Annotated in this window: 26 protein-coding genes; 22 read left to right on the top strand and 4 right to left on the bottom strand. The window is 51.2% G+C overall.

The window, feature by feature from the left end; translation table 11 throughout:
* Nucleotides 1-5 precede the first annotated feature (5 nt).
* The gene (locus tag CWE11_RS01710) at nt 6-707 is read left to right on the top strand and encodes an HAD family hydrolase (protein ID WP_126775867.1); all 702 of its coding nucleotides are present in this window, start codon (nt 6-8) and stop codon (nt 705-707) included.
* Here CWE11_RS01710 and CWE11_RS01705 read toward each other — a convergent pair.
* The gene (locus CWE11_RS01705) at nt 657-1,238 is read right to left on the bottom strand and encodes a Maf family protein (protein ID WP_126775866.1); all 582 of its coding nucleotides are present in this window, start codon (nt 1,236-1,238) and stop codon (nt 657-659) included. The two genes, CWE11_RS01710 and CWE11_RS01705, sit on opposite strands and share 51 nt — an antisense overlap.
* Before the next feature lie 152 nt (nt 1,239-1,390).
* On the opposite strand from CWE11_RS01705, the gene yceD reads away from it, so the two are divergent.
* The 14 genes from yceD (at nt 1,391) to CWE11_RS01635 (ending at nt 14,265) form a co-directional block, all read left to right on the top strand.
* On the top strand, nt 1,391-1,909 hold the full coding sequence (gene yceD / locus CWE11_RS01700; protein ID WP_126775865.1) for a 23S rRNA accumulation protein YceD: 519 nt from the start codon (nt 1,391-1,393) through the stop codon (nt 1,907-1,909).
* A 21-nt stretch (nt 1,910-1,930) separates the two neighbouring features.
* Entirely contained in the window at nt 1,931-2,101 is a 171-nt protein-coding gene (gene rpmF, locus CWE11_RS01695) for a 50S ribosomal protein L32 (protein WP_126775864.1), read from the top strand.
* A gap of 5 nt (nt 2,102-2,106) precedes the next feature.
* Entirely contained in the window at nt 2,107-3,147 is a 1,041-nt protein-coding gene (plsX, locus tag CWE11_RS01690) for a phosphate acyltransferase PlsX (RefSeq protein WP_126775863.1), read from the top strand.
* Nucleotides 3,148-3,182: 35 nt separating this feature from the next.
* The gene (locus CWE11_RS01685; RefSeq protein WP_126775862.1) at nt 3,183-4,145 is read left to right on the top strand and encodes a beta-ketoacyl-ACP synthase III; all 963 of its coding nucleotides are present in this window, start codon (nt 3,183-3,185) and stop codon (nt 4,143-4,145) included.
* A gap of 45 nt (nt 4,146-4,190) precedes the next feature.
* Nucleotides 4,191-5,114, top strand: a complete 924-nt coding sequence (gene fabD / locus CWE11_RS01680) for an ACP S-malonyltransferase (protein WP_126775861.1) — start codon at nt 4,191-4,193, stop codon at nt 5,112-5,114.
* Between the two features lie 66 nt (nt 5,115-5,180).
* On the top strand, nt 5,181-5,933 hold the full coding sequence (gene fabG, locus CWE11_RS01675) for a 3-oxoacyl-ACP reductase FabG (protein WP_420808379.1): 753 nt from the start codon (nt 5,181-5,183) through the stop codon (nt 5,931-5,933).
* A gap of 138 nt (nt 5,934-6,071) precedes the next feature.
* Nucleotides 6,072-6,308 (top strand): acyl carrier protein, encoded by a 237-nt coding sequence (acpP, locus tag CWE11_RS01670; RefSeq protein WP_126775860.1) that lies wholly within the window; start codon nt 6,072-6,074, stop codon nt 6,306-6,308.
* A 150-nt stretch (nt 6,309-6,458) separates the two neighbouring features.
* Nucleotides 6,459-7,697: a beta-ketoacyl-ACP synthase II gene (fabF, locus tag CWE11_RS01665; RefSeq protein WP_126775859.1), complete on the top strand. Its 1,239-nt coding sequence runs from the start codon at nt 6,459-6,461 to the stop codon at nt 7,695-7,697.
* Nucleotides 7,698-7,734: 37 nt separating this feature from the next.
* Nucleotides 7,735-8,583, top strand: coding sequence for an aminodeoxychorismate lyase (gene pabC / locus CWE11_RS01660; protein ID WP_126775858.1), 849 nt, complete (start codon nt 7,735-7,737; stop codon nt 8,581-8,583).
* Nucleotides 8,580-9,635, top strand: coding sequence for an endolytic transglycosylase MltG (gene mltG, locus CWE11_RS01655; RefSeq protein WP_241971689.1), 1,056 nt, complete (start codon nt 8,580-8,582; stop codon nt 9,633-9,635). Before pabC ends, mltG begins: the two co-directional genes overlap by 4 nt.
* Nucleotides 9,632-10,252, top strand: coding sequence for a dTMP kinase (gene tmk, locus CWE11_RS01650; protein WP_126775857.1), 621 nt, complete (start codon nt 9,632-9,634; stop codon nt 10,250-10,252). The genes mltG and tmk overlap by 4 nt, the downstream gene beginning before the upstream one ends.
* Nucleotides 10,240-11,202: a DNA polymerase III subunit gene (locus tag CWE11_RS01645; protein WP_126775856.1), complete on the top strand. Its 963-nt coding sequence runs from the start codon at nt 10,240-10,242 to the stop codon at nt 11,200-11,202. Before tmk ends, CWE11_RS01645 begins: the two co-directional genes overlap by 13 nt.
* A 12-nt stretch (nt 11,203-11,214) precedes the next feature.
* Nucleotides 11,215-11,997 carry a TatD family hydrolase gene (locus CWE11_RS01640; protein ID WP_126775855.1) on the top strand — a complete coding sequence of 261 codons (783 nt, stop codon included), beginning with the start codon at nt 11,215-11,217 and terminating at the stop codon, nt 11,995-11,997.
* 327 nt (nt 11,998-12,324) lie between these two features.
* Entirely contained in the window at nt 12,325-14,265 is a 1,941-nt protein-coding gene (locus CWE11_RS01635; RefSeq protein ID WP_198675557.1) for a sensor domain-containing diguanylate cyclase, read from the top strand.
* On the opposite strand, the gene ansA is transcribed toward CWE11_RS01635, so the two are convergent.
* Nucleotides 14,237-15,274 (bottom strand): asparaginase, encoded by a 1,038-nt coding sequence (gene ansA, locus CWE11_RS01630; RefSeq protein ID WP_126775853.1) that lies wholly within the window; start codon nt 15,272-15,274, stop codon nt 14,237-14,239. The genes CWE11_RS01635 and ansA overlap by 29 nt on opposite strands.
* A gap of 198 nt (nt 15,275-15,472) precedes the next feature.
* Between ansA and CWE11_RS01625 the strand changes: the two genes are divergently transcribed.
* The 6 genes from CWE11_RS01625 to argH all read left to right on the top strand — a co-directional run bounded on the left by CWE11_RS01625 (nt 15,473) and on the right by argH (nt 22,073).
* Nucleotides 15,473-16,030 (top strand): nitroreductase family protein, encoded by a 558-nt coding sequence (locus CWE11_RS01625; RefSeq protein ID WP_126775852.1) that lies wholly within the window; start codon nt 15,473-15,475, stop codon nt 16,028-16,030.
* Nucleotides 16,031-16,170: 140 nt separating this feature from the next.
* A complete protein-coding gene (gene argC / locus CWE11_RS01620) occupies nt 16,171-17,250 on the top strand; it encodes an N-acetyl-gamma-glutamyl-phosphate reductase (RefSeq protein ID WP_126775851.1) in 1,080 nt (359 codons plus the stop codon).
* Complete coding sequence (gene argB / locus CWE11_RS01615) at nt 17,250-18,044, top strand: acetylglutamate kinase (protein WP_126775850.1); 795 nt, start codon at nt 17,250-17,252, stop codon at nt 18,042-18,044. Before argC ends, argB begins: the two co-directional genes overlap by 1 nt.
* A gap of 47 nt (nt 18,045-18,091) precedes the next feature.
* Nucleotides 18,092-19,003, top strand: a complete 912-nt coding sequence (gene argF / locus CWE11_RS01610; RefSeq protein ID WP_126775849.1) for an ornithine carbamoyltransferase — start codon at nt 18,092-18,094, stop codon at nt 19,001-19,003.
* On the top strand, nt 19,000-20,235 hold the full coding sequence (locus tag CWE11_RS01605) for an argininosuccinate synthase (RefSeq protein WP_126775848.1): 1,236 nt from the start codon (nt 19,000-19,002) through the stop codon (nt 20,233-20,235). Before argF ends, CWE11_RS01605 begins: the two co-directional genes overlap by 4 nt.
* On the top strand, nt 20,232-22,073 hold the full coding sequence (gene argH / locus CWE11_RS01600) for an argininosuccinate lyase (RefSeq protein WP_126775847.1): 1,842 nt from the start codon (nt 20,232-20,234) through the stop codon (nt 22,071-22,073). Before CWE11_RS01605 ends, argH begins: the two co-directional genes overlap by 4 nt.
* 82 nt (nt 22,074-22,155) lie before the next feature.
* On the opposite strand, the gene asnS is transcribed toward argH, so the two are convergent.
* Complete coding sequence (asnS, locus tag CWE11_RS01595; RefSeq protein ID WP_126775846.1) at nt 22,156-23,556, bottom strand: asparagine--tRNA ligase; 1,401 nt, start codon at nt 23,554-23,556, stop codon at nt 22,156-22,158.
* A gap of 115 nt (nt 23,557-23,671) precedes the next feature.
* Entirely contained in the window at nt 23,672-24,958 is a 1,287-nt protein-coding gene (bioA, locus tag CWE11_RS01590; RefSeq protein ID WP_126775845.1) for an adenosylmethionine--8-amino-7-oxononanoate transaminase, read from the bottom strand.
* Nucleotides 24,959-25,067: 109 nt separating this feature from the next.
* Between bioA and bioB the strand changes: the two genes are divergently transcribed.
* Entirely contained in the window at nt 25,068-26,072 is a 1,005-nt protein-coding gene (bioB, locus tag CWE11_RS01585) for a biotin synthase BioB (protein ID WP_126775844.1), read from the top strand.
* Nucleotide 26,073: the final 1 nt, after the last annotated feature.

The raw sequence follows: 26,073 nt of genomic DNA, 5'->3' as shown, positions 1-26,073 counted from the left end.
TAAGCATGGCTACGATAAAGCGTTCCTTCAATTTACTTGTCTTTGATTGGGATGGCACCTTGATGGATTCGGTGCCTCGTATCGTTTCCTGTATGCAAAAGATGGCTCAAAGCACCGGTTTGCCTGTCCCGTCTGAATCGGCGGTCCGCGATATTATTGGTCTGAGTTTGTGGATTGCATTAGAGCGATTGTTCGGCTGTTCCGACCCACAAGAACAAGCCCGCCTAATTGCAGTGTATCGTGAGCTTTATGTTCACCGAGACACAACACCATCACCTTTATTTCCGGGGGTAGAGGGCGTGCTGCATGAATTACATGACGATGGTTACCAGTTAGCGGTAGCCACTGGGAAAGCCCGGCAAGGACTCGAAAGGGCTTGGCGCGAGACCAATACCGGTCATTTTTTTATGTCATCACGCTGTGCGGACGAGGCGCAGTCCAAGCCTCATCCGGAAATGCTGCAAGCGATCTTGCAGGAAACTCAAATACCTGCCTCCCAGGCATTGATGATTGGGGATTCACAATATGATCTGCAAATGGCAAGGCATGCGAGGGTTCAGTCCGCCGGTATTTTGTGGGGCGTTCACGATCGTGAGCGTCTTGAGCAGGAAGGTCCGCTTGTGACGCTTGCTAACCTGAATGAGCTTCCGGACTGGTTACGGAAGCTCAATTCCGTGTCGCTGCAAGAGGTTCACCAACTGAATTAGGGGCAATCCGACGAGTGCGTTCGGGTCATTCCCCTCCAAGCGTTCGAATAAGGTGATACCCAGCCCCTCACTCTTAAAACTTCCCGCACAATCAAGGGGCATCTCTGCTTTCACATAGCGTTCAATTTGGCGAGTCGATAGCGTTCGAAAGTGAACGATAAACGGTTCGACACACGAATAACAATGACCTGTTTTCCCGTTTAGAACCGCAAGTCCAGTATAAAACGTGACGCGCTTCCCAGAAAAAGATGCCAGCTGTTCAATTGCACGTTCAACGGTATGCGGCTTCCCGAGAATGATTCCTTCGCTGACCGCCACTTGATCCGATCCGATGATGAGATGGTCAGGATAGGCCTCGGCAACTTGCCGAGCTTTTTGGATGGCGAGCCGCTCTACCAGTGCTTGCGGGAGTTCTCCTTCGAGCGCGGTTTCATCGATATCAGGGCGCGCGCTCGTAAACGGCAGGCCAAGCCGTTCTAAAAGCTGACGACGGTAAGGGGAGCTAGAAGCCAGGCACAAGGGGAGTGACATAATAAATTCCTTTGGTGTGTCTGCGTATTCGATATGTTAGAATGAGTTGGTGTCGTTATTCTGACATAAATTGAGAGAATTTCGCGAAAACAGAGGTTTGGACACGAAATTTCTTTGACTATCCACCCTTCAACTATTATCATTCGCGCGCTATGCAAAAGGTTCGTATACCGCTTTCGGTCGACCCAGTACGTAATTCAGGAAAACGCCTTTCTTTTGATGGAGTGATTCCATCAAGTAATCTGCCGCGTTTTAATGAAGTACTGGCATCACCCTGTCCAGACGTAGAGGTCACGCTAACGTTCGGGACAGATGAGCAAAAGATTCACTATTTTCGTGGTCAAGCGAAAGCAACCGTCGAGTTAGTTTGTCAGCGCTGTGGGACTCCCATGGGCTATGAACTAGAGACAGAGTTTCAGTATGCACCGATAACACGTCGCCAAAGCGCTGATGAGTTGCCGGAGCATTACGAAGCAGCAGAGTTAAACGAGCTGGGAGAGGTGCTGCTCCATCCCCTAGTTGAAGATGAGCTGCTGGTCGCGTTGCCCTTAGTCGCAAAGCATACAGAGCAGGAATGTAAAATCAAAAGTGATGCAATGAGCTGGGGTGAGCTCCCTGCGGAAGCAGAGAAAAAGAACCCGTTCGCCGTATTACAGAAGCTTAAGAAATAACCGATTCAGGAGACGAGTCAAATGGCTGTACAACAAAATCGCAAAACCCGTTCAAAGCGCGGTATGCGTCGTTCGCACGATGCGCTGAGTGGCGCTGCACTGTCTGTCGATCAGACCAGTGGTGAAACTCACCGTCGTCACCATGTAACCGCTGACGGTTACTACAAAGGTAAGAAAGTCATCGCCGGCTAAGGCGTATGGCAAAATTAACGCTTGCCATCGATGCGATGGGTGGAGACCGCGGTCCCTCCATCGTTGTTGCAGCGCTCATTAGAGCGCTGCAGTCGTTTCCGGACGTAGAATTTATACTGACCGGTGACGAACCGCGACTCCAAGCGCTGTTCAAGCGCGAAGGAAAGAATCTCAAAGCCCCGGAACGCGCCCGCGTTCACTTCCGCCATACCTCCCAAATCGTGCAAATGGATGACAAGCCCAGTCAATGTCTGCGACATAAGACAGACTCCTCCATGCGTGTCGCGATTGATCTTGTCGCTGACGGTGAAGCGCATGGTGTGGTCAGTGCAGGAAATACTGGCGCATTGATGGCGATTGCTTATCTTCGCTTAAAAGCGTTACCTGGTGTTCTGCGTCCAGCGCTTGTCGCGGCCATTCCGAATGAGCAAGGTGGACAAAGTTTTTTACTGGATCTTGGGGCAAATCCGGGGTGTGATTCGGATTCACTTTTCCAATTCGGGGTGATGGGTTCGGTACTCGCTCAGGAACTGCATGACATCCCGACCCCGCGGGTGGCTTTACTCAATATGGGCACCGAAGATATCAAGGGCCCCGATGTGGTCAAACAGGCCGCCGTATTACTTGGACAATCAAGCCATGTCGCTTATCAGGGCTTCATTGAGGGCTCAGATCTGTTCTCTGGACATGCTGACGTGATGGTTTGTGATGGATTCACTGGAAATATTGCCCTGAAGAGTTGCGAAGGCATGGCTCGAATGGTGTACGACCATTTTAAACGGAGTTTGAAATCGCATTGGTTGAGTCGTGCGCTCGTCTGGTTTCTCTATCGCCGGCAACGAAAGGCGTGGTCTTGGCTCAACCCCGACCAGTACAATGGTGCAAGTTTGATAGGATTGCGCGGAGTTGTCGTGAAAAGTCACGGGAATGCTTCTGCGAACGCCTTTTTTAGTGCAATTGAGCATGCGATCGCAGAGGCTGCGTCGGACCTCCCGGCCCGAATTCATGACCGAGTAGAACAAGTGCTGTCTGAACAGCATACCTAAGAGTCGCAAGGCGGCTCAGATCAACGAGGAGTCGCATGTTTGCAAAACTAGCCGGTACAGGCCACTACCTACCCCCTCAGATTCTCACCAACGCCGACCTTGAAAAGCGCGTTGATACCAGCGATGCGTGGATCCGAGAGCGCACGGGAATTCGTGAACGGCGCGTGTGTGGCCCTGATGAGTCTGTCGTTAGTATGGCAACAGAAGCGGCGAAAAAAGCACTTGAAGCGGCACAAATCCCAGCGGCTGATTTAGATCTTATCGTTGTTGCAACCACGTCAGCAGACCGGGCTTTTCCCAGTGCGGCATGCGAAGTACAACATGCCCTCGGAATCACCGACACCCCCGCCTTTGACGTTGCAGCAGCATGCTCGGGGTTTCTTTTTGCCGTCTCTGTCGCGGAAAAATACATTATTTCCGGCGCAGCCAAGCACGTGCTTGTGATTGGCAGTGACGCGCTCACTCGTTTGTGCAACCCCGATGACCGAAATACCGTTGTTTTGTTCGGTGATGGCGCGGGAGCGGCTATCTTTTCCGCATCTGAAACTCCCGGTATTCTCTCAACACACATATATAGTGCTGGGGAATTTGCTTCCTTATTGGGTGCGGACCATCCCTCGCGAAGCGATGAAGCGTTCCAACAGGAAGCCTGGCTCTACATGCGCGGGCGCGAAGTGTTCAAGGTCGCGGTAGAAAAATTGGCGGAATTGGTAGAACATACGCTGCGTCATAACAATTTAGGGGCTGACGACCTAGACTGGTTGATTCCGCACCAAGCGAATTATCGAATTATTCAAGCAACAGCGAGGAAGTTGGGGATGCCAATGGAGCAAGTCGTGATGACCCTTGAGCATACCGGCAACACCTCAGCAGCATCGGTACCTATTGCACTCGATGTCGCAATTCGCGATGGGCGGGTTCGGCCAGGGCAGACGCTGCTACTTGAGGCTTTTGGCGGTGGTTTTGCCTGGGGTTCGGCTCTGATTCGTTATACTTAGTCCCTGCATAACGTCGATTGATTAAAAGATAAATAAGGATAGGACATGACTCAATCATGTGCATTTGTATTCCCTGGGCAAGGTTCTCAAACGGTTGGGATGCTTGGGGAACTCGCGGAACACTACCCGCAGGTTCGAGAAACCTTTAACGAGGCGTCCAAGGTGCTTGGTTATGATCTCTGGGATGTCGTACAGAACGACAGTACGGGGCGGTTAAACCAAACTGAAGTCACTCAACCTGCACTATTGGCTGCAAGTGTAGCTATTTTTCGCTGCTTGCAGGATCACGTAAAGCCAACCTACCTAGCAGGGCACAGCCTCGGTGAATACTCTGCATTAGTCTGTGCGGGTGCACTGGATTTTGGCGACGCCATCCAGTTGGTGGAGCTTCGCGGTAAAGCAATGCAGGAAGCGGTTCCTGCCGGTCAGGGAGCTATGGCGGCGGTGATCGGGCTTGAGGATAGTGCGGTTGTTTCGGCGTGTTCTGAAGCAGCGCAGACCGAGATTGTTGCTGCAGTTAATTTCAACTCACCGGGGCAAGTGGTCATTGCTGGAGATAAAGCTGCCGTTGAGCGTGCGGGCGAGCTGTGTAAAGCAGCGGGCGCTAAACGCGTTTTACCACTTCCTGTCAGTGTCCCGTCGCACTGTACGCTGATGGCGCCGGCCGCTGAGAAATTAGCGAACGCACTGGATAATATCGAAGTTCAGGTACCACAGATTCCTGTTATTCATAACGTCAACGTCGGTATCGCGGCGACACGTGAGGAAATTCGTGAGGCACTCGTTGCGCAGCTCTACTCACCAGTCCGTTGGACTGAAACGGTGAACTGGATCGCAGAGCAGGGTGTTGTCGAGCATTTTGAAATAGGGCCAGGAAAAGTTCTCACAGGTTTGGCAAAACGGATACACGGCGATGTGTCGTGCCAGGCGGTCAATACCTCGGACACCGTGAAGGCGCTTATTGGCTAATTGTTCATCATGGCGCTTCCGGATCATGTGAAATGATTGGGAGTGTGCAATTTAAGGATATTTTTTATGAGTTCATCATTAATCGGTAATCTAGACGGGCAGATCGCTTTGGTTACTGGAGCGACCCGCGGAATTGGTAAGGCAATTGCGGAAGCATTCGTTGCGGCTGGGGCGACAGTGATCGGCACCGCGACAAGTGAGAATGGCGCGGCAGCGATTAGCGCTTATCTCGGCGATCATGGCGTTGGAAAGACGCTCGATGTGACTGCTGAAGGCGCCATTGACGCCCTCATCGCAGATGTGCAAAACGAGTTTGGAAAGATTGATATTCTCGTGAATAATGCGGGAATTACACGAGATAACTTGCTGATGCGCATGAAAGACGACGAGTGGGAGCAAGTGATTAACACCAATCTCACCGCAGTCTTTAAAATATGCAAGGCGGTCATGCGTGGTATGATGAAGAATCGACATGGACGTATCATCAATATTGGTTCAGTGGTTGGCACAACGGGTAATCCCGGGCAGGCGAACTACTGCGCCGCGAAAGCTGGACTGATCGGTTTCACGAAATCTTTGGCGAAAGAAATCGCTTCACGGGGGGTTACAGTGAATGCGGTGGCTCCCGGATTTATTGATACGGATATGACAAAGGCGTTGACCGATGATCAGCGAGAGCGTATTTTTGATACGATTCCAGCTGCCCGGCTCGGGAAGCCAGAAGAGATTGCGGCAGCTGTGTTGTTCCTTGCGTCATCGGGTGCTGCCTATGTGACCGGGGAAACAATTCATGTGAATGGCGGCATGAATATGGCGTAATCGCCGAAAATGTCAGCAATTTTAGGGCCTGCGAGGTAAGACCTCCCCCTTTCGGGGAAATTTTTGCTTTAATCGTGGGGTCTGATTGACTACACTACACGCAAATTTATTAAAGATACCTTTATTTGAGGGTTAGACATGAGCACTATCGAAGAACGCGTAAAGAAAATCATCATTGAGCAACTGGGTGTGAAAGAAGAAGAAGTGAAGCCAGAAGCTTCATTTGAAAATGACCTAGGTGCAGACTCTTTGGATACCGTTGAGTTGGTTATGGCTCTGGAAGAAGAGTTCGAGACTGAAATTCCTGATGAAGAAGCGGAGAAGATCCGTACGGTTCAAGCAGCAATCGACTACATCAACAAGCATTCTTCGTAAGTTTGTCTTGATATCAAAGAAGGCGGAATGAAAATTCCGCCTTTTTTTATGGCTTAAATTCGCTTTAAATGCGTACTACAATCGAGTTTTAACAGGGTATAGTGCAACAGTTATTGATGCGCCACGAAGATTGCAGAAAGGAAAAGAAAAATGAGTAAGCGGCGAGTGGTAGTTACCGGATTAGGCATGGTCACGCCCAACGGTCTGGATACCGAGTCAACATGGGCGTCTATTATTGCGGGGCAATCAGGAGCAGGTCCGATTGAGCATTTTCCAACGGATGGATTTTCAACGCAATTTGCATGTCTCGTAAAAGGGTTCGATGCAACGCATTACATGCCCGCCAAAGAAGCCCGCAAAATGGATACATTTATTCAGTACGGCGTGGTGGCCGCGCAACAAGCAATTGCGGATGCGGGCCTGAGCGTGACCGAAACGCAAGCGCATCGAATCGGGGTGATGATTTCATCGGGTATCGGCGGGCTGTTGGGGATTGAAGAGAATCATCAAAAATTGCTTGATGGTGGCCCACGTCGGGTGTCGCCTTTCTTTGTGCCAAGCTCGATCATTAATATGATTTCAGGTCAGGTGTCGATGCTGTATGGTTTCACGGGACCCAATATGGCGATCGTAACTGCGTGTACCTCGGGCGTGCATAATATTGGTCAGGCCGCCCGCGTCATTGCATACGGTGACGCGGATGTCATGATTGCTGGCGGTGCTGAGAAAGCATCGACTCCTCTCGGCATGGCGGGCTTTTCTGCTGCTCGTGCACTGTCCACTCGGAATGATGAACCAACGAAAGCCAGTCGTCCTTGGGATAAGAATCGTGATGGTTTCGTGCTGGGTGATGGTGCTGGGGTCATGGTGCTCGAAAGCTACGAACATGCGCGGGCACGCGGAGCGAAAATCTACGCGGAACTGACAGGGTTTGGGATGAGCGCTGATGCTTATCATATGACTGCTCCGCCTGAGGATGGCCGCGGCGCTGCGGCATCGATGACCAACGCACTTGCAGATGCCGGTCTCCCTGCGGCAAAAGTTGATTATATTAACGCACATGGCACGTCGACACCGGCTGGTGATATCGCGGAGACGCGTGCCATTAAGTCTGTATTTGGCTCTGCCGCAGCAAGCACACCGGTGAGCTCAACAAAATCAATGACCGGACACTTATTGGGTGCTGCAGGCGCGGTTGAAGCGATCTTCTCGGTGCTCGCAATTCGCGACCAAGTCCTTCCTCCAACCATCAACCTCGAGACGCCGGACGACGAGTGCGATCTTGACTATGTGGCAAATGAGGCGCGCAACGCAAAGGTTTCTGTTACTTTATGTAATTCATTTGGTTTCGGTGGCACCAACGGAAGTTTGCTGTTTCAAGCGGTTTAAACACGGACCAAAACAAGCGACAATGTCGAGGTGACATATGGCATGGACGTGGGTCAATGGCGAGTACTACTCCGAGGTATTTGCCTCGGATCGGGGCTTGCTCTACGGAGACGGATGTTTTACGACCATGCGGTTACGACGAAAAGCGGACCGCTACTGGTATCCTGATCTTTGGGAATATCATCAAAAACGTCTCCACGAGACATGCCAAGCGCTCGGAATTTCGTTGCCGGATGTTTTAGCAGATCACGTTGAAAAGGTTCTTGCATCGGCGGTCATTGATGCGTTGAGCGATTCTGATTTTGCTGTTTTACGGATCACCGTGACGCGCGGGATAGGCGGCCATGGTTACGCACCAGAGCGTGATGCGGCGCCGACCATCGTGCTGAGCTTAGGTTCTTTTCCGGTCCATTATTTGGAGTGGCAGCACCGCGGTGTTAAAGCAGACTTTGCGTCCTTTCGGCTTGGAATCCAGCCGGTTCTGGCTGGCTTGAAAACACTCAATCGTTTGGAACAAGTTATTCTCAAACAAGAGCTACTTCAACGCCCAGAAGTGCACGAGTTGATTGCTCTCGATATGGAAGGACATGTCACCGAGGCGACAGCAGCCAACATATTCTGGCGCAAAGGGGAGACCTGGTACACCCCCTGTCTCAGTCGGGCTGGAGTGGATGGGGTCATGCGTCAAGCAGTGATGATGCGAAACCCTGAAATTCAGGAAGTTCGCGTGGCGCCAGATGTTCTTCTGGACGCGGACGAAATGTTTATGTGCAACGCGCTGATGGAACTTGTTCCAATTTTTCAAATTGCCGATTATCAACTCCCAAACGTCCAGCTTTATCCGGACGGTGTGGAAACCTTATTAACGCGGGAAGCGTCTGAATGATTCGAGTCGTTACGTGGCTGATGAGTCTGTTCATCGGCGGTCTGGTCAGCGTTGGCCTTGCATATGGTGCGCTTTACTGGTGGTTCCATAAGGGAACGCACGTTGATTTTAGTGCGAATCAACAGTTTCATATCGAGTCGCTTGATTCGATGGATCCTGAGTTCGTGCGTTTATTTGAAGTGCGTCGGGGAATGAGCCGAAATGCAATTGCTCGGACTTTGGAAGAACTGGAGTGGATTGATTCGGCGCAATTAAACCAAATAGGCTTTCGACTGTTTATGGGCAGCGCTGCAATCCAAGCCGGCGTGTACGCTGTGCATCACGGTGATACGCCGGCACAAATTTGGCAACGTATTACTCAAGGGCAACAGCATCTTTTTTCAATTACCTTTGTGGAAGGTAGTGAATTTCGACACTGGCAGGCCCAGCTCGCTGAGCATCCGTTTATTCGCAGTGAGCTGTTTGATGCCGACATTCAAGCGGTGATGGAAATCCTTGGGAGTGACTTATCGCACCCTGAGGGCCTCCTGTTTCCAGATACCTATCGTTTTTTCGCATGGACGACAGACCGAAGAATTTATCAACAGGCTTATCAGCGTATGCAGAGCATATTAATGGAGGCATGGGAGGAGCGCGATCGCAGTGTGCCGCTCGAGAGTCCTTACGAAGCGTTAATTCTCGCATCGATCGTTGAACGTGAAACAGGCGCAGCACACGAACGAGGCCTCGTCGCCAGCGTGTTTGTGAACCGATTGCATACAGGGATGCGCCTGCAATCGGATCCGACCATTATTTATGGGTTAGGGGACCGCTATCGGGGTGTCATTTACCGTTCAGATATTCAGGAGCACACACCATGGAATACCTATCGTATTCATGGGCTTCCGCCAACACCGATTGCCATGCCAGGTCGCGCTGCAATTCGCGCAACATTGCAACCTGACGCATCCGATTATTTTTATTTTGTTAGTCGAAATGACGGCACCCATGTTTTTTCTCGCACGCTCGCCGAGCATAACCGAGCGGTGCAAACTTATCAGAGGAACCGATGAGCGGTCGATTTATTGTGATTGAAGGCCTTGAAGGGGCAGGGAAAAGTACCGCAGTGGCGACGGTTGCTCAATGGCTGGAAAAACGCGGAATTGCGTACACTCAGGTCCGAGAGCCGGGAGGTACCCCATTTGCTGAAGCGCTCCGCGATCTGGTCAAGCAAGACTGGCAGGAGACCATTACTGCTGAAGCAGAACTGTTGCTCATGTATGCGGCACGGGTGCAGCTTGTGGCAAACATTATCCGACCGGCGCTTGCGTCGGGGGTTTGGGTGATAGGTGATCGCCACGACCTTTCCTCCAGAGCATATCAGGGTGGGGGACGGCAACTTGGGGACGAGAAATTACAAACGCTCAAAAGCTTGACGCTTGGCACATTTGGGCCTGATCTCACACTCTATCTCGATATCGATCCAGACATCGGACTGCAAAGAGCACGAACCCGTGGTACGCTCGACCGCATAGAAAAAGAAGCGTTCGATTTTTTTGAACGTACCCGTAGGCGCTATCTCGAATTAGCTGCCGCGGATGACACGGTGCATGTTATCGAAGCAGGGCGTCCCCTTGCCGATGTACAGGCGCAAATCATTGCAACACTGGAGCGTGCATGGCCCGCATAAGTTTCCCTTGGCTGCGCCCCTTATGGAAACAGCTCGCACAATCAATCAAACAGGATACGCTTCCCCATGGTATCGGGATTGAGGCAAAACCTGAGCGCGGAAGTGATCATCTGATTGAGCAGATGATCCGGATGCTCTTGTGTCAAAAGCCGGTCAGCCATGACGAACTCCCACGCGCCTGTGGCGTCTGCAAGCAATGTTTACTCGTGAAAGCAGGCTCGCACCCTGATGTGATTCGAATTGAACCAGAACCCGGTAAACAGCTCGGCGTGGATATGGTGCGAAGCCTCAGTCAATTCGTGCAGAAAACAGCCGCACAAGGTGGAAACAAGGTCGTTGTCATTCGGGATGCGGAGCGCATGACACCCGCTTCGGCCAATAGTTTATTGAAGACCCTTGAAGAGCCGCCCGCGCAAACCTTCATTATTCTCAGTACACACCGGTTCTCGCTGCTTTTACCCACAATTCGTAGTCGCTTGATGATGGTGACGATTCCACGGCCTTCCCATGATGAGATACGAGACTGGTTTTTCGTGCACGGGGAGGGGGCCAAACTAAAAGAACAGGATTTAGACCATGCAATCGAGCGGCCATTGACGGTCCTGCAGGAAATCAAGTCAGGCCAATCCTATTCAATCTCCCTTGATGCCGTTTTTAACGAACAGTTGCCAACGGCTCGCGATCAGGACGAGGCCGTTCGCATTGTAGATTCCTTGCTTAAGGCGCTCCATCAAGCGCAACGTACATTGGCGATACCGTCTCAAGACCCTATCTTCCAGTCAGGTTCGTTGTCTTCCTTCGAGCTTAAACGCGCGATTGATTCGTGTTATCAAGCGGGGATTGTGCTGAAGCGTGAGGTGCTCTTGCCGGGTATGAACGCGCCCGTCTTGCTCCAACGTTGGATTGATTATTGTCACCATCAACTCACCCCCTATGTAAACATCAAGTAGTTGGAACCATGTATGTTTGTTGACTCTCATTGCCACCTCGATAAGTTAAAGCAGACCGAAAGGCTCGGTATTCAGGCTGTCCTTGAAAAGGCGCAACAGGCGCAGGTAGAGCACATGCTGTGTATCGGTGTGACGCCGGATGACTTTGCGAGCATGCAAACGATTGTGGGCGACCACCCGCAGGTAAGTTTTTCGTGTGGTATTCACCCGCTCTATGTTGCAAAGCATGGTTTCGACGAAGCAAGTTTACGTGCGCTGTGCGCCAGAAATGACGTGATTGCAGTGGGTGAAACAGGCCTTGATTACTACTATGACAAAGACAACCATAGATTGCAGCAACGTAGTTTTGCAGCCCATGTGGCGCTCGCAACGGAACTGAACAAGCCTCTGATTATTCACACGCGAGATGCTCGAAAGGATACGATCGATATTTTAAAAGAAGGTCAGGCCGAACGCTGCGGTGGTGTGATGCATTGCTTTACTGAATCGCTCGAGATGGCAGAGCAAGCGATGGAGTTAGGTTTTTTCATTTCCATTTCTGGGATTGTGACCTTTGCCAACGCGGATGCCTTGCGAGACGTTGTTCGGGCAGTTCCTTTAGACCGTCTGCTTATTGAGACGGATGCGCCTTGGCTTACCCCAGTGCCACATCGAGGAAAAGAGAACGAACCCTCGTTTGTTCGTCATGTTGCCGAATGCGTGGCGAAATTAAAAGATGTTTCGGTGGAAGAGGTTGCTCACGTAACCCGAGAAAATTTCTACCAGTTATTTCAACTTGAACGAACACCGCTGTAAACGCTTGTGCGGTGCTAATCTGCGAACAGTTTATGGCAAAAAAGAAAAGCTCGGAACCAAGGGGGAGGTGTTCCGAGCTTAGGGGAAGGGCTCATATCAGAGCCGTGCGCTTTTACCAACCGGCTGCTTTCCATTAGGGGGGCAGAAAACAGCAGTTGGCCCATAAAGACCAAACCTAAGCCTATGAAGACATCATAGGTTTTATCCAGGGTCTGTTTAAAAATTAGACGATGCAGATTAAATGTCAAATTTCTTCCAAGGAAAGTTGGGGAAATTCAATTCTTTCGTTATGGTTAAGTGATATCACTGATATTAAGGAAGGCTTTGGTGCTACCGAATCGGCTCTCGACCCGCCTATTTATCTCACTCACTGTGGGGTTGATTGTTGTATTCGTGGTCTTGGTCACGTTGACGCTTTCCGTGCAGCAACGCACTTTGCGCGCAGATGCAGAACGGCTCGTTCTTGAGTTCGCACAAGGACAAAAACAAGCGATCGATGCCACAATTCTCGTCCGGAAACAGGCGTTACAAGAGCTTCGAAATAACCTAATTCGATGGCCTGAGCCGCATCCAAAGCTTGTCGATGAAGCAGGTTTGAAAGTGTTGTTCGATAGTCTTTGGCTGATCTCCGCGCAAGGCGAAGTTGTTGATACGTGGAGTCGGCAGGAGGCAACGGATGGTATTCAACAGTTGCTTGAACCGCGCCTCGCAGAAACGCTTTTTCGTGATGCATACCAGACCAATGCGCTCGTAATAGCTGAACCTGAACCGAGCCAACATATTGCCAACGCAACTGTGCACTTTGCATATGGAATTCGAGATGAAGCAGGGTTCCATGGTGTGATCGTAGGATCACTGACACTCGCTTCATTTGAATTCATTCGCGATACGGTCCCGATTCACTTAAGTCAAGACGGCGAGATCGTGTTGCAAACCGCATCCGGCCTCATTCTTTTTCATTCGGAGCCCGAATTTATTGGACGCGTGGCAGCCGGTAAGGCGTTTCAGTTAGCTGATGACCATAACGAAACCATTTTTCAAGGCGATGATTTTCGGGGTAATCAGAGTATCTTGAGTCACCAAGCACTCAATTACGTTGACTGGGTGGTTACGATTTCGCGGCCACTTGAACGTGTTTACGCATCGGCCCATCGCTTACAAAAAATTCAGTTATGGGTTGGAAGTATCGTTCTGCTATTAACCATTCTAATTCTGGCACTTTTGATTCATATTCAGGTTCGACCGCTACGACAACTCGGGCAGGCCACCGACGCGATTTTACAAGGGAAAGCGACTTATCTTCCGGAACCTCGTTTACATGAGCTCAAAAAGTTAGTTGCGCGATTTAATACATTATTGCGCCAAAATGAGTCACAAACCCGTGCTCTTCAAGCCCGCCAAGCCTATTTCGATACCTTACTCAGAACATCACCGGCAGGTCAGTTCATGACGGAGCCTAGTGGTAAATTTGACTACATCAACCCGCGACTTGAGGCCATGACGGGATTTAGTTTTGAAGAGCTCCGAGCCACGGGAATGCGAGTCCACATAATTGATGAAGATAGACCGGCCGTGATCGATTCTTGGTCAAAAGCACTCGGTGAAGGGCGGCCCACCGAAATTGATTTTCGGTTTTGCTGCAAGAACGGTCGAATCCGTTGGCTTCACGTAGAAACGACACCGGTACTTGTGGATGGTGAGTGTTTGGGGCACGTCGGGAGTGTCCGAGACGTAACCTCATCGCACACCGAGATGGAAACGCTCCGCACGCAGGCAACACTTGATGCTTTAACCGGTCTGTTGAATCGTCGTGGACAAGAAAGTGCGTTCGAAGCAGTGTTTCAAGCGGCGCGCGCCCACGCATTGCCCGTGGTCATCATGCTCATTGACTTGGATGGATTTAAAGAGGTCAACGATCAAAAGGGCCATGCCATGGGCGATGAGATCCTCAAAGCGGTGGCCGACGTCTTGCGGGACAATACGCGCGACCGCGACATTATTGGACGACTCGGGGGAGATGAGTTCATTGCAGTGCTTCCAAAATGCCCATCCGAGCGCGCATTACGCATCGCAAAGCAAATGAGTCAGGAGATCGCGGCAATTCACGAAAAATTCAATTGTCCCCGCGTAACAGCAAGTATTGGTGTGACGGAACTAAGAGATACTGACTCAGACCTTGATATCTCCATCGCCCGGGCTGACCAAGCAGCTTACGCTGCGAAAAATAGCGGGCGTAATCTCATTCGGACTGACTTTCTGGCGGAGTAAGCTCACCCCTTAAGTTTTGCGAGAGCAGCGTCCGAATGCGTGCTGCGTCGCTTTCGACCGACAGTAGATAATGAAGTTTCGTCAATGCCGCTTCAACGGTCAGATCAAAACCACTGAGAACGCCAATATCCGCTAGGGCATTTCCGGTTGCATAGCCTTGCATATTCACGGTTCCTTTAAAGCATTGGGTGCAATTCAGCACAATCACACCCGACGCAACCGCTCGCTTGAGCGCTTTCACGAGTTCACCATGTTGTGGGGCATTTCCCACGCCATAGCTTTGCAGTATCAGCGCTTTTACGGGGAGTTGCACGAGATTATCGATAATCGAAGCACTCATTCCCGGGTAAAGGGTGACAACGCCAATTTCTTGCGCTTGAATCTCAGCGACTTTTAGAGCCTTCGCGGTTACCGGCTGAACGCGACCAGCTATTAATTCGATATCAATTCCCGCCTCTAGCAACGCCGGAAAGTTCGGTGACGCAAACGCATCAAAGCCATCGGCATCGGCTTTTGTTGCACGATTTCCACGAAATAGCCGATTATTAAAGAAAAGGGTCACTTCATGAATGGGATAATGGGCCGCTAAGTAAAGCGCATTGAGTAGGTTCGTCTGCCCATCTGAACGCAGTGCTGCAAGTGGAATCTGCGACCCAGTGACAATCACCGGCTTCCCTAAATTCTGGAACATGAAGGAGAGGGCTGACGCGGTGTAGGCCATGGTGTCGGTACCATGCAGAATAACGAATCCGTCGTAGTCCGCATAATGCGCTTGGATATCCCGTGCAATGCGCTGCCAGTCTGCTGGCGTCATATCAGATGAATCCATCAGGGGGGCATATTCGCACAACGTGAACTCAGGCATTTCAGGACGATAGAATTCGGGCATTCCCTGAATACTCTCAGCTAGAAATCCTGGCGCGGGGACGTATCCATGGGCGGACTTCATCATACCAATGGTTCCACCGGTATAAGCAATGTAAATCCGTTTTCGGGCTAATTTGGTCATACAGTAAATTCCTTGCAAAGCGTTACGTCAGAGCACCAGATAATTGCCTTTGGATACGTTCCCAACAAGTCATTGAATATGCGATGATACAGCATGCCAATGAATGGCGCTTAGTGTAACGGTTTCTTGGATAAATTCGTAGCATCGGACATGCTCATTCCAGCCGGATGTAAGCGCACGGTTATAAAGGAAATGCCAATGGATGCTGTCACCCTGTTGTTACAACGCTCTTCAATGCCTCGCCTTGATGCACCCGGCCCATCCCCTGCGGTATTAGAGCAGCTGCAAGCTGCTGCACTTCGTGTCCCTGATCACATGAATCTCACACCCTATCAATGCTTGGTATTTCAGGGCGAAGGGTTAGCGGAGCTCAGTGAGTATTTTAGTGCGGTTGCGCAACTCGAAGGGTTAGGGGAAGCGGAGTGTTCACGGGCGCCGAAATTACCATTGCGTGCACCATGCGTCATCGTCATGCAGACATGCTACGTCGATGAGCCTAAGGTTCCTCGTCAAGAGCAATATGCATCGGCCGCATGTGCAATGATGGCGATGCAACAAATGGCTTACGCTCTCGGTCTCGGCGCCATCTGGCGAACCGGTATTTATGCAGAGTCAGAACACATGAAGCAAGCCTTGGGTATGCGTATTGAGGACGATATCGTGGGCTTTCTCTATGTGGGAACGCCGAGTGTGCCGACTCCGATCAAACCAGCGAAGGAGAAATCGATCTTTCAGTATCGCTTCGGAGAACGCTGAAAAAGAAAAGATATGCATAAAATTAGCATAAATATGTTGAAATAGGATCTGGACTTCGTTACCATTCGTCGCAGCTTTAGGGCGTGATTCTTGCTGAGCAGAACGCCCTTTATTCGTTACAACAGATAGCGACGTATTGCATGAATCTTCCAGACAGTGACACCCAACAAAATACCTCCAATGAAGATAAGGAGGCGATCAATCGTGAGCAGAAATTGATCCGCGTTGCGGTGCTTGGCGCCTCGGGATACAGTGGAAGCGAGCTTGTTGGGTTATTGCATAATAATTCACATTTCAAGGTAGTTGCAGCCTATGCTTCGGCACAAGCAACGCCACAACCTCTTCATGCAATTGCACCGGCCATCGCGGCGAACTGTGATCTTGTGGTACACCCGTGGCAGGAATCGGAACTCGATCGACTTCAGGATCTGGATGCCGTTTTCTTCGCACTTCCCCACGAAACAAGTGCGGAACTTGCGGCGCAGTTTATCGCGCGAGGTATTAAAGTATTCGATCTCTCGGGCGCTTTTCGTTTTCAGTCAGCCGATGCATTTCGCAACGCCTACGGCTTCGAACATCCCCACCCAGAATTATTCGAGCAAGCGCAGTATGCGCTGATGGAATGGACTCAGCTTGACCCACGTGGAATGTTGTTTGCCATCCCTGGCTGTTATCCAACAGCTGCCACACTAGCGCTTAAACCTGCGTGTGAGAGTGCGCTTCTCGTGCCGGACGCACGTCCGGTGATTACTGCAATTAGCGGTGTTTCGGGCGCCGGCCGGGGAGCGAATCTACGCACATCATTTTGTGAAGTGAGTCTGCAGGCTTATGGTGTGTTGAATCACCGCCATACGCCGGAAATTGCGAAAAATCTCCACCGGGAGGTGGTCTTTACGCCAGTTTTAGGCCCCTATAAACGGGGCATTCTGGCGACATGTGTGGCTGAGCTCCAAGCGGGAGTTACCGAAGAACAGGTCAAAGACATTTATCAACAAGCCTATCAGCATACGCCGTTGGTTCAGGTGCGGGAAACACCCGTTGCCGTGGATCATGTGGCGCATACGCCCATGTGTCTTCTCAATGTCCATGTCAAAGCCGGTACATTGGTGGTTGTAAGTGTGCTTGATAACTTGCTCAAAGGCGCTGCAGCACAAGCCATGCAAGCAGCCAACGTGGTATTTGGTAAACCAGAAACAGCAGGTTTGCGGGGGCGCTTCTAATGTTTGAGTATCAAACGCCCACGGTCACAGTGATCAAAGTTGGCGGCGCTGTGCTTTCAAACCCAGCCGCCTTAAATCGCCTATTATCGGCTCTGCATGTCAGTGCACTTCCTTTCGTTTTAGTGCACGGCGGTGGGCAGATGACCGATGAAATGCTCGCGCAAGCGGGTTTTAAGACCGAGAAAAGAGACGGCCAGCGTATTACGCCAACCGAGCAGATGCGCGTGGTGACTGGGGCCCTTGCAGGCGTTGCGAACAAATCACTGGTGGTTCAAGCCCAAGCGGTCGGCTTTGTTGCTGTTGGTTTAAGTCTTGCGGATGGGCCGTTAGTTTCCCTAGAACACAATGCATCCCTTGGTTGTGTTGGTGAGCCATCTGTCCATGGAAAACTTGAGTCGGGACGTATGGTCTTGGCAGCGTTACTCCGCGCAAAGGCACTCCCGATTATTAGTTCTATTGGGGTGACAGAGGACGGAATCTTATGCAACGTGAACGCCGACCTTGCAGCTGCAGCTGTTGCGGATTTGCTTGAAGCGCCACTGATTTTATTGAGTGATGTCCCAGCCATTCTTGACGCTCAAGGCCATCCTGTGGGTTCATTAACAATTCCCGAGGCGGAAGCTTTGCTTGAGCAAGACTTTGTTCAGGGTGGCATGCGGGTAAAACTTGCTGCAGCCATTCATGCAGCCCAGCGGGCTCGACGAACCACAGCGATTGCTGGTTGGGCGGACCCCGACACGGTGATCGCACTCCTTCATGGGCATGCAGGCGGCACCCAGATCTATCCTGCCTAACGCCCCACGTTTTCCCTTATTTGAATATTTGTAGCAGAGAGAACCCAATGCATTTGTTGTCTTTATTTGACGTCAGCGCTGAAGAAATTACGCATATGCTGACCTTGGCGGGCTATATGAAGGCGCATCCAGCGAGCTTTCAGAATTCGCTCAAGCATAAATCCATCGCGATGCTGTTTGAAAAACCAAGCTTGCGAACGCGGGTAAGTTTCGAAGTTGGTATCCATCAGTTAGGTGCTCAGCCGATCTATTTGGATGCGCAAATGGTGCAACCCGGTCAGCGGGAATCCGTTGAGGATATCGCGCGTAATTTAGCGTGTTGGACTCACGGAATTGTCGCGCGGGTGTTTAAACATGAGACGCTACATAAACTGACCGCAGCAAACATTCCGGTGATTAACGCACTATGTGATATTCATCATCCATGCCAAACCCTCGCGGATTTGTTAACAATTCAAGAGCGCTACCCGATTGATATGAAGGTCGTGGATATCCTCTATGTCGGCGAGGGGAATAATGTCTGTCAGAGTTTCATGGTAGGTGCAGCGGCATTGGATTTAAAGCTTACGGTGATTTGTCCGCCCAGCTATGGACCGAAACAATCGTTTTTAGATACGTTAAATGCGCGGTATCCCAATCATCGCATTGAAATAGGAACCGATTTAAATGCCGTTCGCCACGCGGATGTCATTTATACGGACACTTGGTTATCTATGGGCGATGCGCGGGATTATCAAAAAACCTGCGAGATTTTTGCGCCATATCAGGTGAACCAAGCGTTGGTGTCGCGGCTTACTGCGACCACCGTCATGCATTGCCTTCCGGCCCATCGAAACGATGAAATTACGGATGAGGTCATGGACAGTTCAATCAGTGCCGTTTTGCAACAGGCCGAAAACCGGTTATACGTACAAAAAGCAGTTTTCCATCACTTATTTCAGGAGTTTAGCAACGTATGAGTGCACATCATTCATCATCGCACGCAGACGTGCAAAAAGTGGTTCTCGCTTATTCAGGCGGTCTTGATACGTCAGCAATTATTCCGTGGTTACGCGAGCATTACCAATGCGAAGTGATCGCGTTTGTGGCAGACGTTGGACAAGGCGAAGAGGAGCTGGCGGGAATTGAGGAGAAAGCGCTGAAAACGGGTGCAAGCGCCTGTTATGTGGTGGATCTTAAAGACAAATTCGTAAATGAGTTGATTTCACCCGCAATGCAGGCGGGGGCTATTTATGAGGAGCAGTATTTGCTTGGAACGGCCCTTGCTCGACCGGTCATTGCCGAGGCACAAGTGCAAGTCGCGCTCGAAGTAGGGGCTGATGCGGTATGTCACGGATGCACCGGTAAGGGTAATGATCAGGTTCGTTTCGAAAGCACATTTGCGGCACTTGCTCCACACTTAAAAGTAATCGCGCCGTGGCGTGAGTGGGATATGCGTTCACGGCAAGACCTCCTGAACTACCTAGCCGAGCGTGACATTAAAACTTCGGCCAGTGCGACGAAAATTTATAGCCGTGATGCCAACCTGTGGCACATCTCCCATGAAGGCGGCGAGCTCGAAGACCCGTGGCAAGCCCCAAGCGAGCAAGTATGGACGCTTTCCAAGTCACCGCAAGACGCACCAGACCAAAGTGAGTTGGTGGAGCTGAGTTTTGAAAACGGTCAGCTCATTAAGCTGAACGGTCAGTCAGTCAGCCAAACCGAGGCCTTGATTGTGTTAAACCAAATCGGTGCTGAGCACGGGGTTGGTCGTATTGATATTGTTGAGAATCGTTTGGTGGGTATGAAGTCCCGAGGTTGTTATGAGACTCCCGGTGGGGCGATCTGGTATACCGCACTGCGTGGATTGGAGGAGTTGGTACATGATCGACCGTGTCAGCGCTTGCGTCATCAGCTCGGGCAACAACTCGCGGATCTGTTATATGACGGGCAGTGGTTTACCCCGGTGCGCCACGCGCTGCTCGCGGCGGTAGCGACGCTTGCTGAGAAACTAACTGGAACGGTCCGCGTATCCTTGTACAAAGGAAATATCACCGTCGTTGGACGAAAATCAGAATTCAGCCTGTATTCGGAGGCCTTTGCGACCTTCGAGGAGGACGAAGTCTATCATCAAAAAGACGCGGAAGGGTTTATTCGCTTATTTAGTCTTTCGAGTCGGATCCGTGCCTTAAAACAAGGAGGCCTCCAATGAGTATGTGGGGAGGTCGCTTCGAGCAAGCGACTGCCGGTGAATTTCGCGCGTTCAATGACTCGCTGAAATTTGACTATGTTCTTGCACCTTTTGATATTGCGGCAAGTAAGGCGTGGGTTGATGCATTAGCGCGAGAAGCAATGATTAATGCAGAGGAACAAGCGACCTTGCAAGCGGGCCTCGATACGTTGCTTGCGCGCGTGGAAGCGAACCCGAAAGCGCCACTGAGTTCATCCGAAGAAGATATTCATAGTTGGGTCGAAACGGAGCTTCAGGAGATCGTCGGAAAGGTTGCCCGAAAGCTGCATACCGGACGATCGCGCAATGATCTCGTAGCGACGGACTTGCGTCTTTGGGCGCTCACGCAAACCCATGTGATTGGTGAACATTTGCTCGCCGCCATGGACAGCTTATTAGCTTTTGCTGAGCAATATGAACACGCGGTCATGCCAGGTTATACGCATCTCCAACGGGCACAGCCGGTCTTAGTTAGCCACTGGGCACTCGCATATGTAGAAATGCTTGAGCGTGACCTCGAGCGTCTGACGCAAGCACGCGAGCGGACCGCGCAAGCGCCACTCGGTTGTGGCGCCTTGGCTGGATCAGGTGTTGCGGTGGATCGCCATCAGATCGCGCAAGATCTCGGTCTCAACGGTGCCTGTCGGAACAGCCTTGATGCCGTGTCTGACCGAGATTTTGTGATTGAGCTTTTGAGTGTCGCAAGTTTGAGCATGGTCCATTTGTCACGCCTGTCGGAAGATCTAGTGTTTTATTGTTCCGGTGAGGCAGGGTTCTTTCTCCTCGGTGATGCCATCTCCAGTGGTTCCTCATTGATGCCGCAAAAGAAGAATCCCGATGTATTTGAGCTTATTCGCGGAAAAACAGGCCGGGTTGCTGGGCATTTACAAGCGATGTTGATGACCGTCAAGGGTTTACCACTGGCCTACAACAAAGATATGCAAGAGGACAAAGAAGGGTTTTTCGATGGGCTTGCGCAGTGGCAGCAATGTTTGTCGATCATCGCTTATGCATTACCTCATTTGCGCGTCGATACCCAAGCGGCGCAAGCTGCTGCAGAGCTTGGCTATTCAAATGCCACGGATCTTGCTGATTATCTGGTCGGGAAGGGGGTGCCGTTCCGTGATGCGCACGAGCTGAGTGGAAAATTGGTTCTTGCCGCGTTGCGTAAAGGAGTCCCCCTCGAAGGACTTTCTTTGAATGACATGCGCGAAGTACATGATGCGATCGCTGAAGACGTGTACGCAGCCCTCGCACTAGATGCCGGTATGAGTCGACGGGCAGCGCTTGGCGGGACTGCGCCAGCGAAAGTACATTCGGCGTTACGTCGAGCACGTCAACGGGCGCAAGCGCACGCAGCGGCGTTAACCCACGTGCGGCAAGCAAAACTGACCGATGTTCCCAAGATAGCGGATCTGATTCGTTATTGGGCGGGCAAAGGCGAACATTTGCCGCGCCAAGAGCAAGATATCATGCAGGCGATTCATCAGTTTGCGGTCGCGGAAATTGACGGCGAGGTAGTTGGCTGTGGTGCCTTATACGTTTATGGCACGGGGTTAGCGGAGATACGCTCCCTGGGCTTGCAGCCGGGATTGCAAGGAAAGGGCATGGGTGCAGAGTTGGTGAATTTCTTGCTCGATCAAGCGCGTAATCTTGGCATTGCGCGTGTGATTGCATTGACCCGCGCGCCCGCATTCTTCGCGAAACTTGGGTTCGCTGTGGCGGATAAGAGTCGTTGGCCTGAAAAAGTCATGAAAGATTGCGAGTTTTGTCCGCGGAAGCATGCTTGCGATGAAACAGGCCTCGAAATACGCTTGTAGGACGTAGTCAAAACAGCAAAAAGCCGGTCGTCGCGAGACGACCGGCTTTTTCTATTGGTTCATTTATCGCGTAGGAGCGTGATTAGAATTCTGCGTTCTTCGGTGAACGTGGGAATGGAATTACGTCACGGATATTTTGAACGCCAGTGACATAGGCAACGAGCCGCTCAAACCCGAGTCCGAAGCCCGCATGGGGAACTGTGCCATAACGACGCAGATCACGATACCAGCTGTATTCTTCTTTCGGCAGGTTCATTTCCTCAAGGCGCTGGTCAAGTAGGTCGAGGCGCTCCTCACGGGCACTTCCACCAATGATCTCTCCGATGCCTGGCGCAAGAACATCCATCGCTGCGACGGTCTTTCCATCGTCGTTTTGGCGCATATAAAACGCTTTGATATCGCGAGGATAGTTTTTCAAGATAACCGGTGCGCCAACATGTTCTTCGGCCAAGTAGCGCTCATGCTCGGATTGTAAATCGGTTCCCCAGCTCACGGGATAATTAAAGGTCTTGCCACATTTTTGAAGGATCTCCACGGCGTCGGTGTAATCCATATGGACAAAATCGTTGTCGATCACATGTTGCAGGCGTGAAATAGCCTCTTTATCAATGCGCTCAGCAAAGAAAGCCATGTCATCTGCGCGTTCTTCGAGGACCGCGCGGAACACATATTTAAGCATGTCCTCAGCAAGCGCAGCCATATCGTTTAAATCGGCAAAGGCAACTTCTGGCTCAATCATCCAAAATTCAGCGAGGTGACGACTGGTATTTGAGTTTTCTGCACGAAAGGTTGGACCAAAGGTATACACATTCGATAACGCACAGGCGTATGTCTCAACGTTTAACTGACCCGATACCGTGAGGAATGCTTCTTTACCAAAGAAGTCTTCTTTGAAATCAACCTGACCATTTTCAGTGCGTGGGAGGTTCATTAAATCCAAGGTCGAGACGCGGAATAATTCACCGGCCCCCTCAGCATCGCTCGTCGTGATGATTGGCGTGCTGATCCAGTAGAATCCGCGCTCATGGAAAAAGCGGTGGACCGCTTGGGCGAGGCAGTGCCGTACACGTGTGACGGCTCCGGTGATGTTGGTCCGTGGACGAAGGTGGGCAAACTCACGGAGATATTCCATGCTATGCCGCTTCGGAGCCATTGGATAGGTATCAGGATCTTCCACCCAACCAATCACTTCAACGTCAGTGGCTTGAAGTTCGAACGCTTGGCCCTGACCTGCAGACTCCGCCACAGTGCCGGTCACGACCACAGAACAACCCGTGGTTAGACGTACCACCTCATTTTGGTAATTAGACAACGTATTGGGGGCAACTGCTTGAACCGCATCAAAACATGTTCCATCGTGAATATTGATGAATGAGATACCGGCTTTCGAGTCCCGACGGGTACGGACCCATCCGCGGACTGTGACCGTGTCGCCAACGGCAAATTTACCAGCTAATACGTCTTTAATTACGGCTATCGTCATGGGGCAGTTGTCTCCGGAACGCTTCGCAACGAGATAAAAGTAAAAGGAGTGCACAAATCGCACAAGAATAAGCCCGGTATGTTACTTTTTTGCTGCGATCCGTGCAATCCTGATCTCAATCTGAAACCTGTTTACACCAAGCAAAAATCGCAGTGGTTAATCGTGCAAGTTGAGCTTGGGTTATGATGTAGGGCGGCATGATATAGATCAGCTTGCCAAAAGGCCGAATCCAAACGCCTTGGGAAACGAAAAAACGCTGCGCTTCAGCAACATCAACGGGTTGATGCATCTCCACCACCCCAATTGCACCAAAGCATCGCACATCGGCAACCCCCTGAAGTGCCGCGCAGGGTGCTAATTCCTCGCTGAGTTGCCTTCCTATCGCCGCAACTTGGGCTTGCCAGTCATTTCGTGCGATCAATTCAAGACTTTTTGCTGCTACCGCACAGGCGAGGGGGTTGCCCATGAAAGTCGGCCCATGCATAAGCGCACCTCCGCCAGGACCGTGGCCAATGGTGTCGGCGACCTCGCGGGTTGTCAGCGTCGCAGCGAGTGTCATATAGCCACCGCTTAGTGCCTTACCCACACACAAAATATCAGGCACTATCTGGGCATGTTCACAGGCAAATAGCTTACCGGTCCGGCCAAATCCCGTCGCAATTTCATCAGCGATCAACAGAATGTCGAATTGGTCGCACAACGCACGAGCTCGCTTCAAATAGTTCGGGTGATAAAAGCGCATGCCACCCGCGCCTTGCACGATCGGTTCGAGAATGAGCGCTGCAATATGTTCATGATGTTGTTCAAGCTCGTTTCTAAGCGCAGCCATCTCGTGCTCATCCCAAGCGTCCCATGGCCGCAGGGTCGGCGCCGGAACGAAATAGTGCTTCGGTAGGATGCCTGTGAAAAGTTCGTGCATGCCATTCACTGGATCACACACAGACATGGCAGCAAACGTATCGCCGTGATATCCCTGGCGGATGGTAATCAACGAAGATTTACTCGGCTTGCCGCGACTCACTTGATACTGCAATGCCATCTTAATCGCCACTTCCACCGCGATAGAGCCCGAGTCTGCGAGGAAAACAGCGTCTAAGGGATCGGGGGTAAGGGCCACCAGACGCTTGCTGACGTCGACGGCTGGGGCATGAGTAATTCCCCCGAACATGACGTGGGCCATCTGGTCGATTTGTGCCTTGGCCGCCGCATTTAACTCGGGGTGATTGTAACCGTGTACAGCGGACCACCAGCTCGCCATGCCATCAACAAGCCGTTCGCCTGATTCAAGCTGCAACTCAACACCCTGCGCTGAAACGACCGGATAGACGGGCAGTGGGGTGGTCAGAGATGTGTAGGGATGCCATATATGACGCTGGTCGAACACATGATCAATCAATTGCATAGTCTATAATTTAACTAGATGTAAATTTGTGAATCTTGTTTAAGTTGACAGTGTACGGTCTGGCCGTAAGCTAGTCGAGAATTTCCTCAACCAGAATAATGAGAAACCCATGGCGACGACTCAATCCACCATGCGCTGGACGCGCGATGCAATTCAAGCATTGTTTGATCTTCCGTTTAATGATTTGCTGTTTCGCGCTCAGCAAGTTCACCGTGATCATTTCAATCCGAACGAAGTGCAGGTAAGCACCTTACTTTCCATCAAGACAGGCGCTTGCCCAGAAGACTGTAAATACTGTCCGCAAAGCGCCCGCTACGATACCGGCCTTGAAAAAGAACAGCTGATGGAGGTTCAGAAAGTACTGGAACAAGCGGGGCGTGCAAAGCAGACCGGCGCGACGCGGTTTTGCATGGGAGCGGCATGGCGCAACCCGAAAGAGCGCGATATGCCGAAACTTCTCGCAATGATTCAGGGTGTTCGAGACATGGGTCTGGAGACCTGCATGACATTGGGCATGCTGAGCGAGGCGCAAGCACAAGCACTGGCCGAAGCTGGACTCGATTATTACAACCATAACCTCGATACCTCGCCCGAGTTCTACGGGGACATCATTACAACCCGTACCTACCAAGATCGCCTGAATACATTGAGTCATGTGCGGACTGCTGGGATGAAGGTTTGTTCGGGGGGAATTGTTGGCATGGGGGAAGACCAGAAGGACCGCATTGGTCTGTTGCAGCAACTTGCCAACATGCCTGTTCCACCTGAAAGTGTGCCCATTAACCAGCTCGTCAAAGTATCGGGTACTCCTTTGGACCATTTAGACGATCTGGATCCGTTCGAGTTTGTTCGCTGTATCGCTGTCGCGCGTATTTTAATGCCAGAATCTCATGTGCGCCTCTCGGCTGGACGCGAAACCATGTCTGATGAATTACAGGCCCTGTGCTTCCTTGCGGGTGCTAACTCTATCTTTTACGGGGAGAAGCTCCTGACCACGGCGAATCCAGTGGCTGAGGCAGATATGAAACTTTTCGCTCGCTTGGGGATCAGCCCGGAACAACGCAAAGCGAAACCTGACTTGTTTTATGATGCGACGGCACGGGAAGCCTGTTAAC

The organism is Aliidiomarina sanyensis (genome assembly GCF_003987175.1).
GTDB lineage: Bacteria > Pseudomonadota > Gammaproteobacteria > Enterobacterales > Alteromonadaceae > Aliidiomarina > Aliidiomarina sanyensis.
Note: the sequence above shows the minus strand (reverse complement) of the source record. Positions and strands in the feature narration are given on the sequence as shown.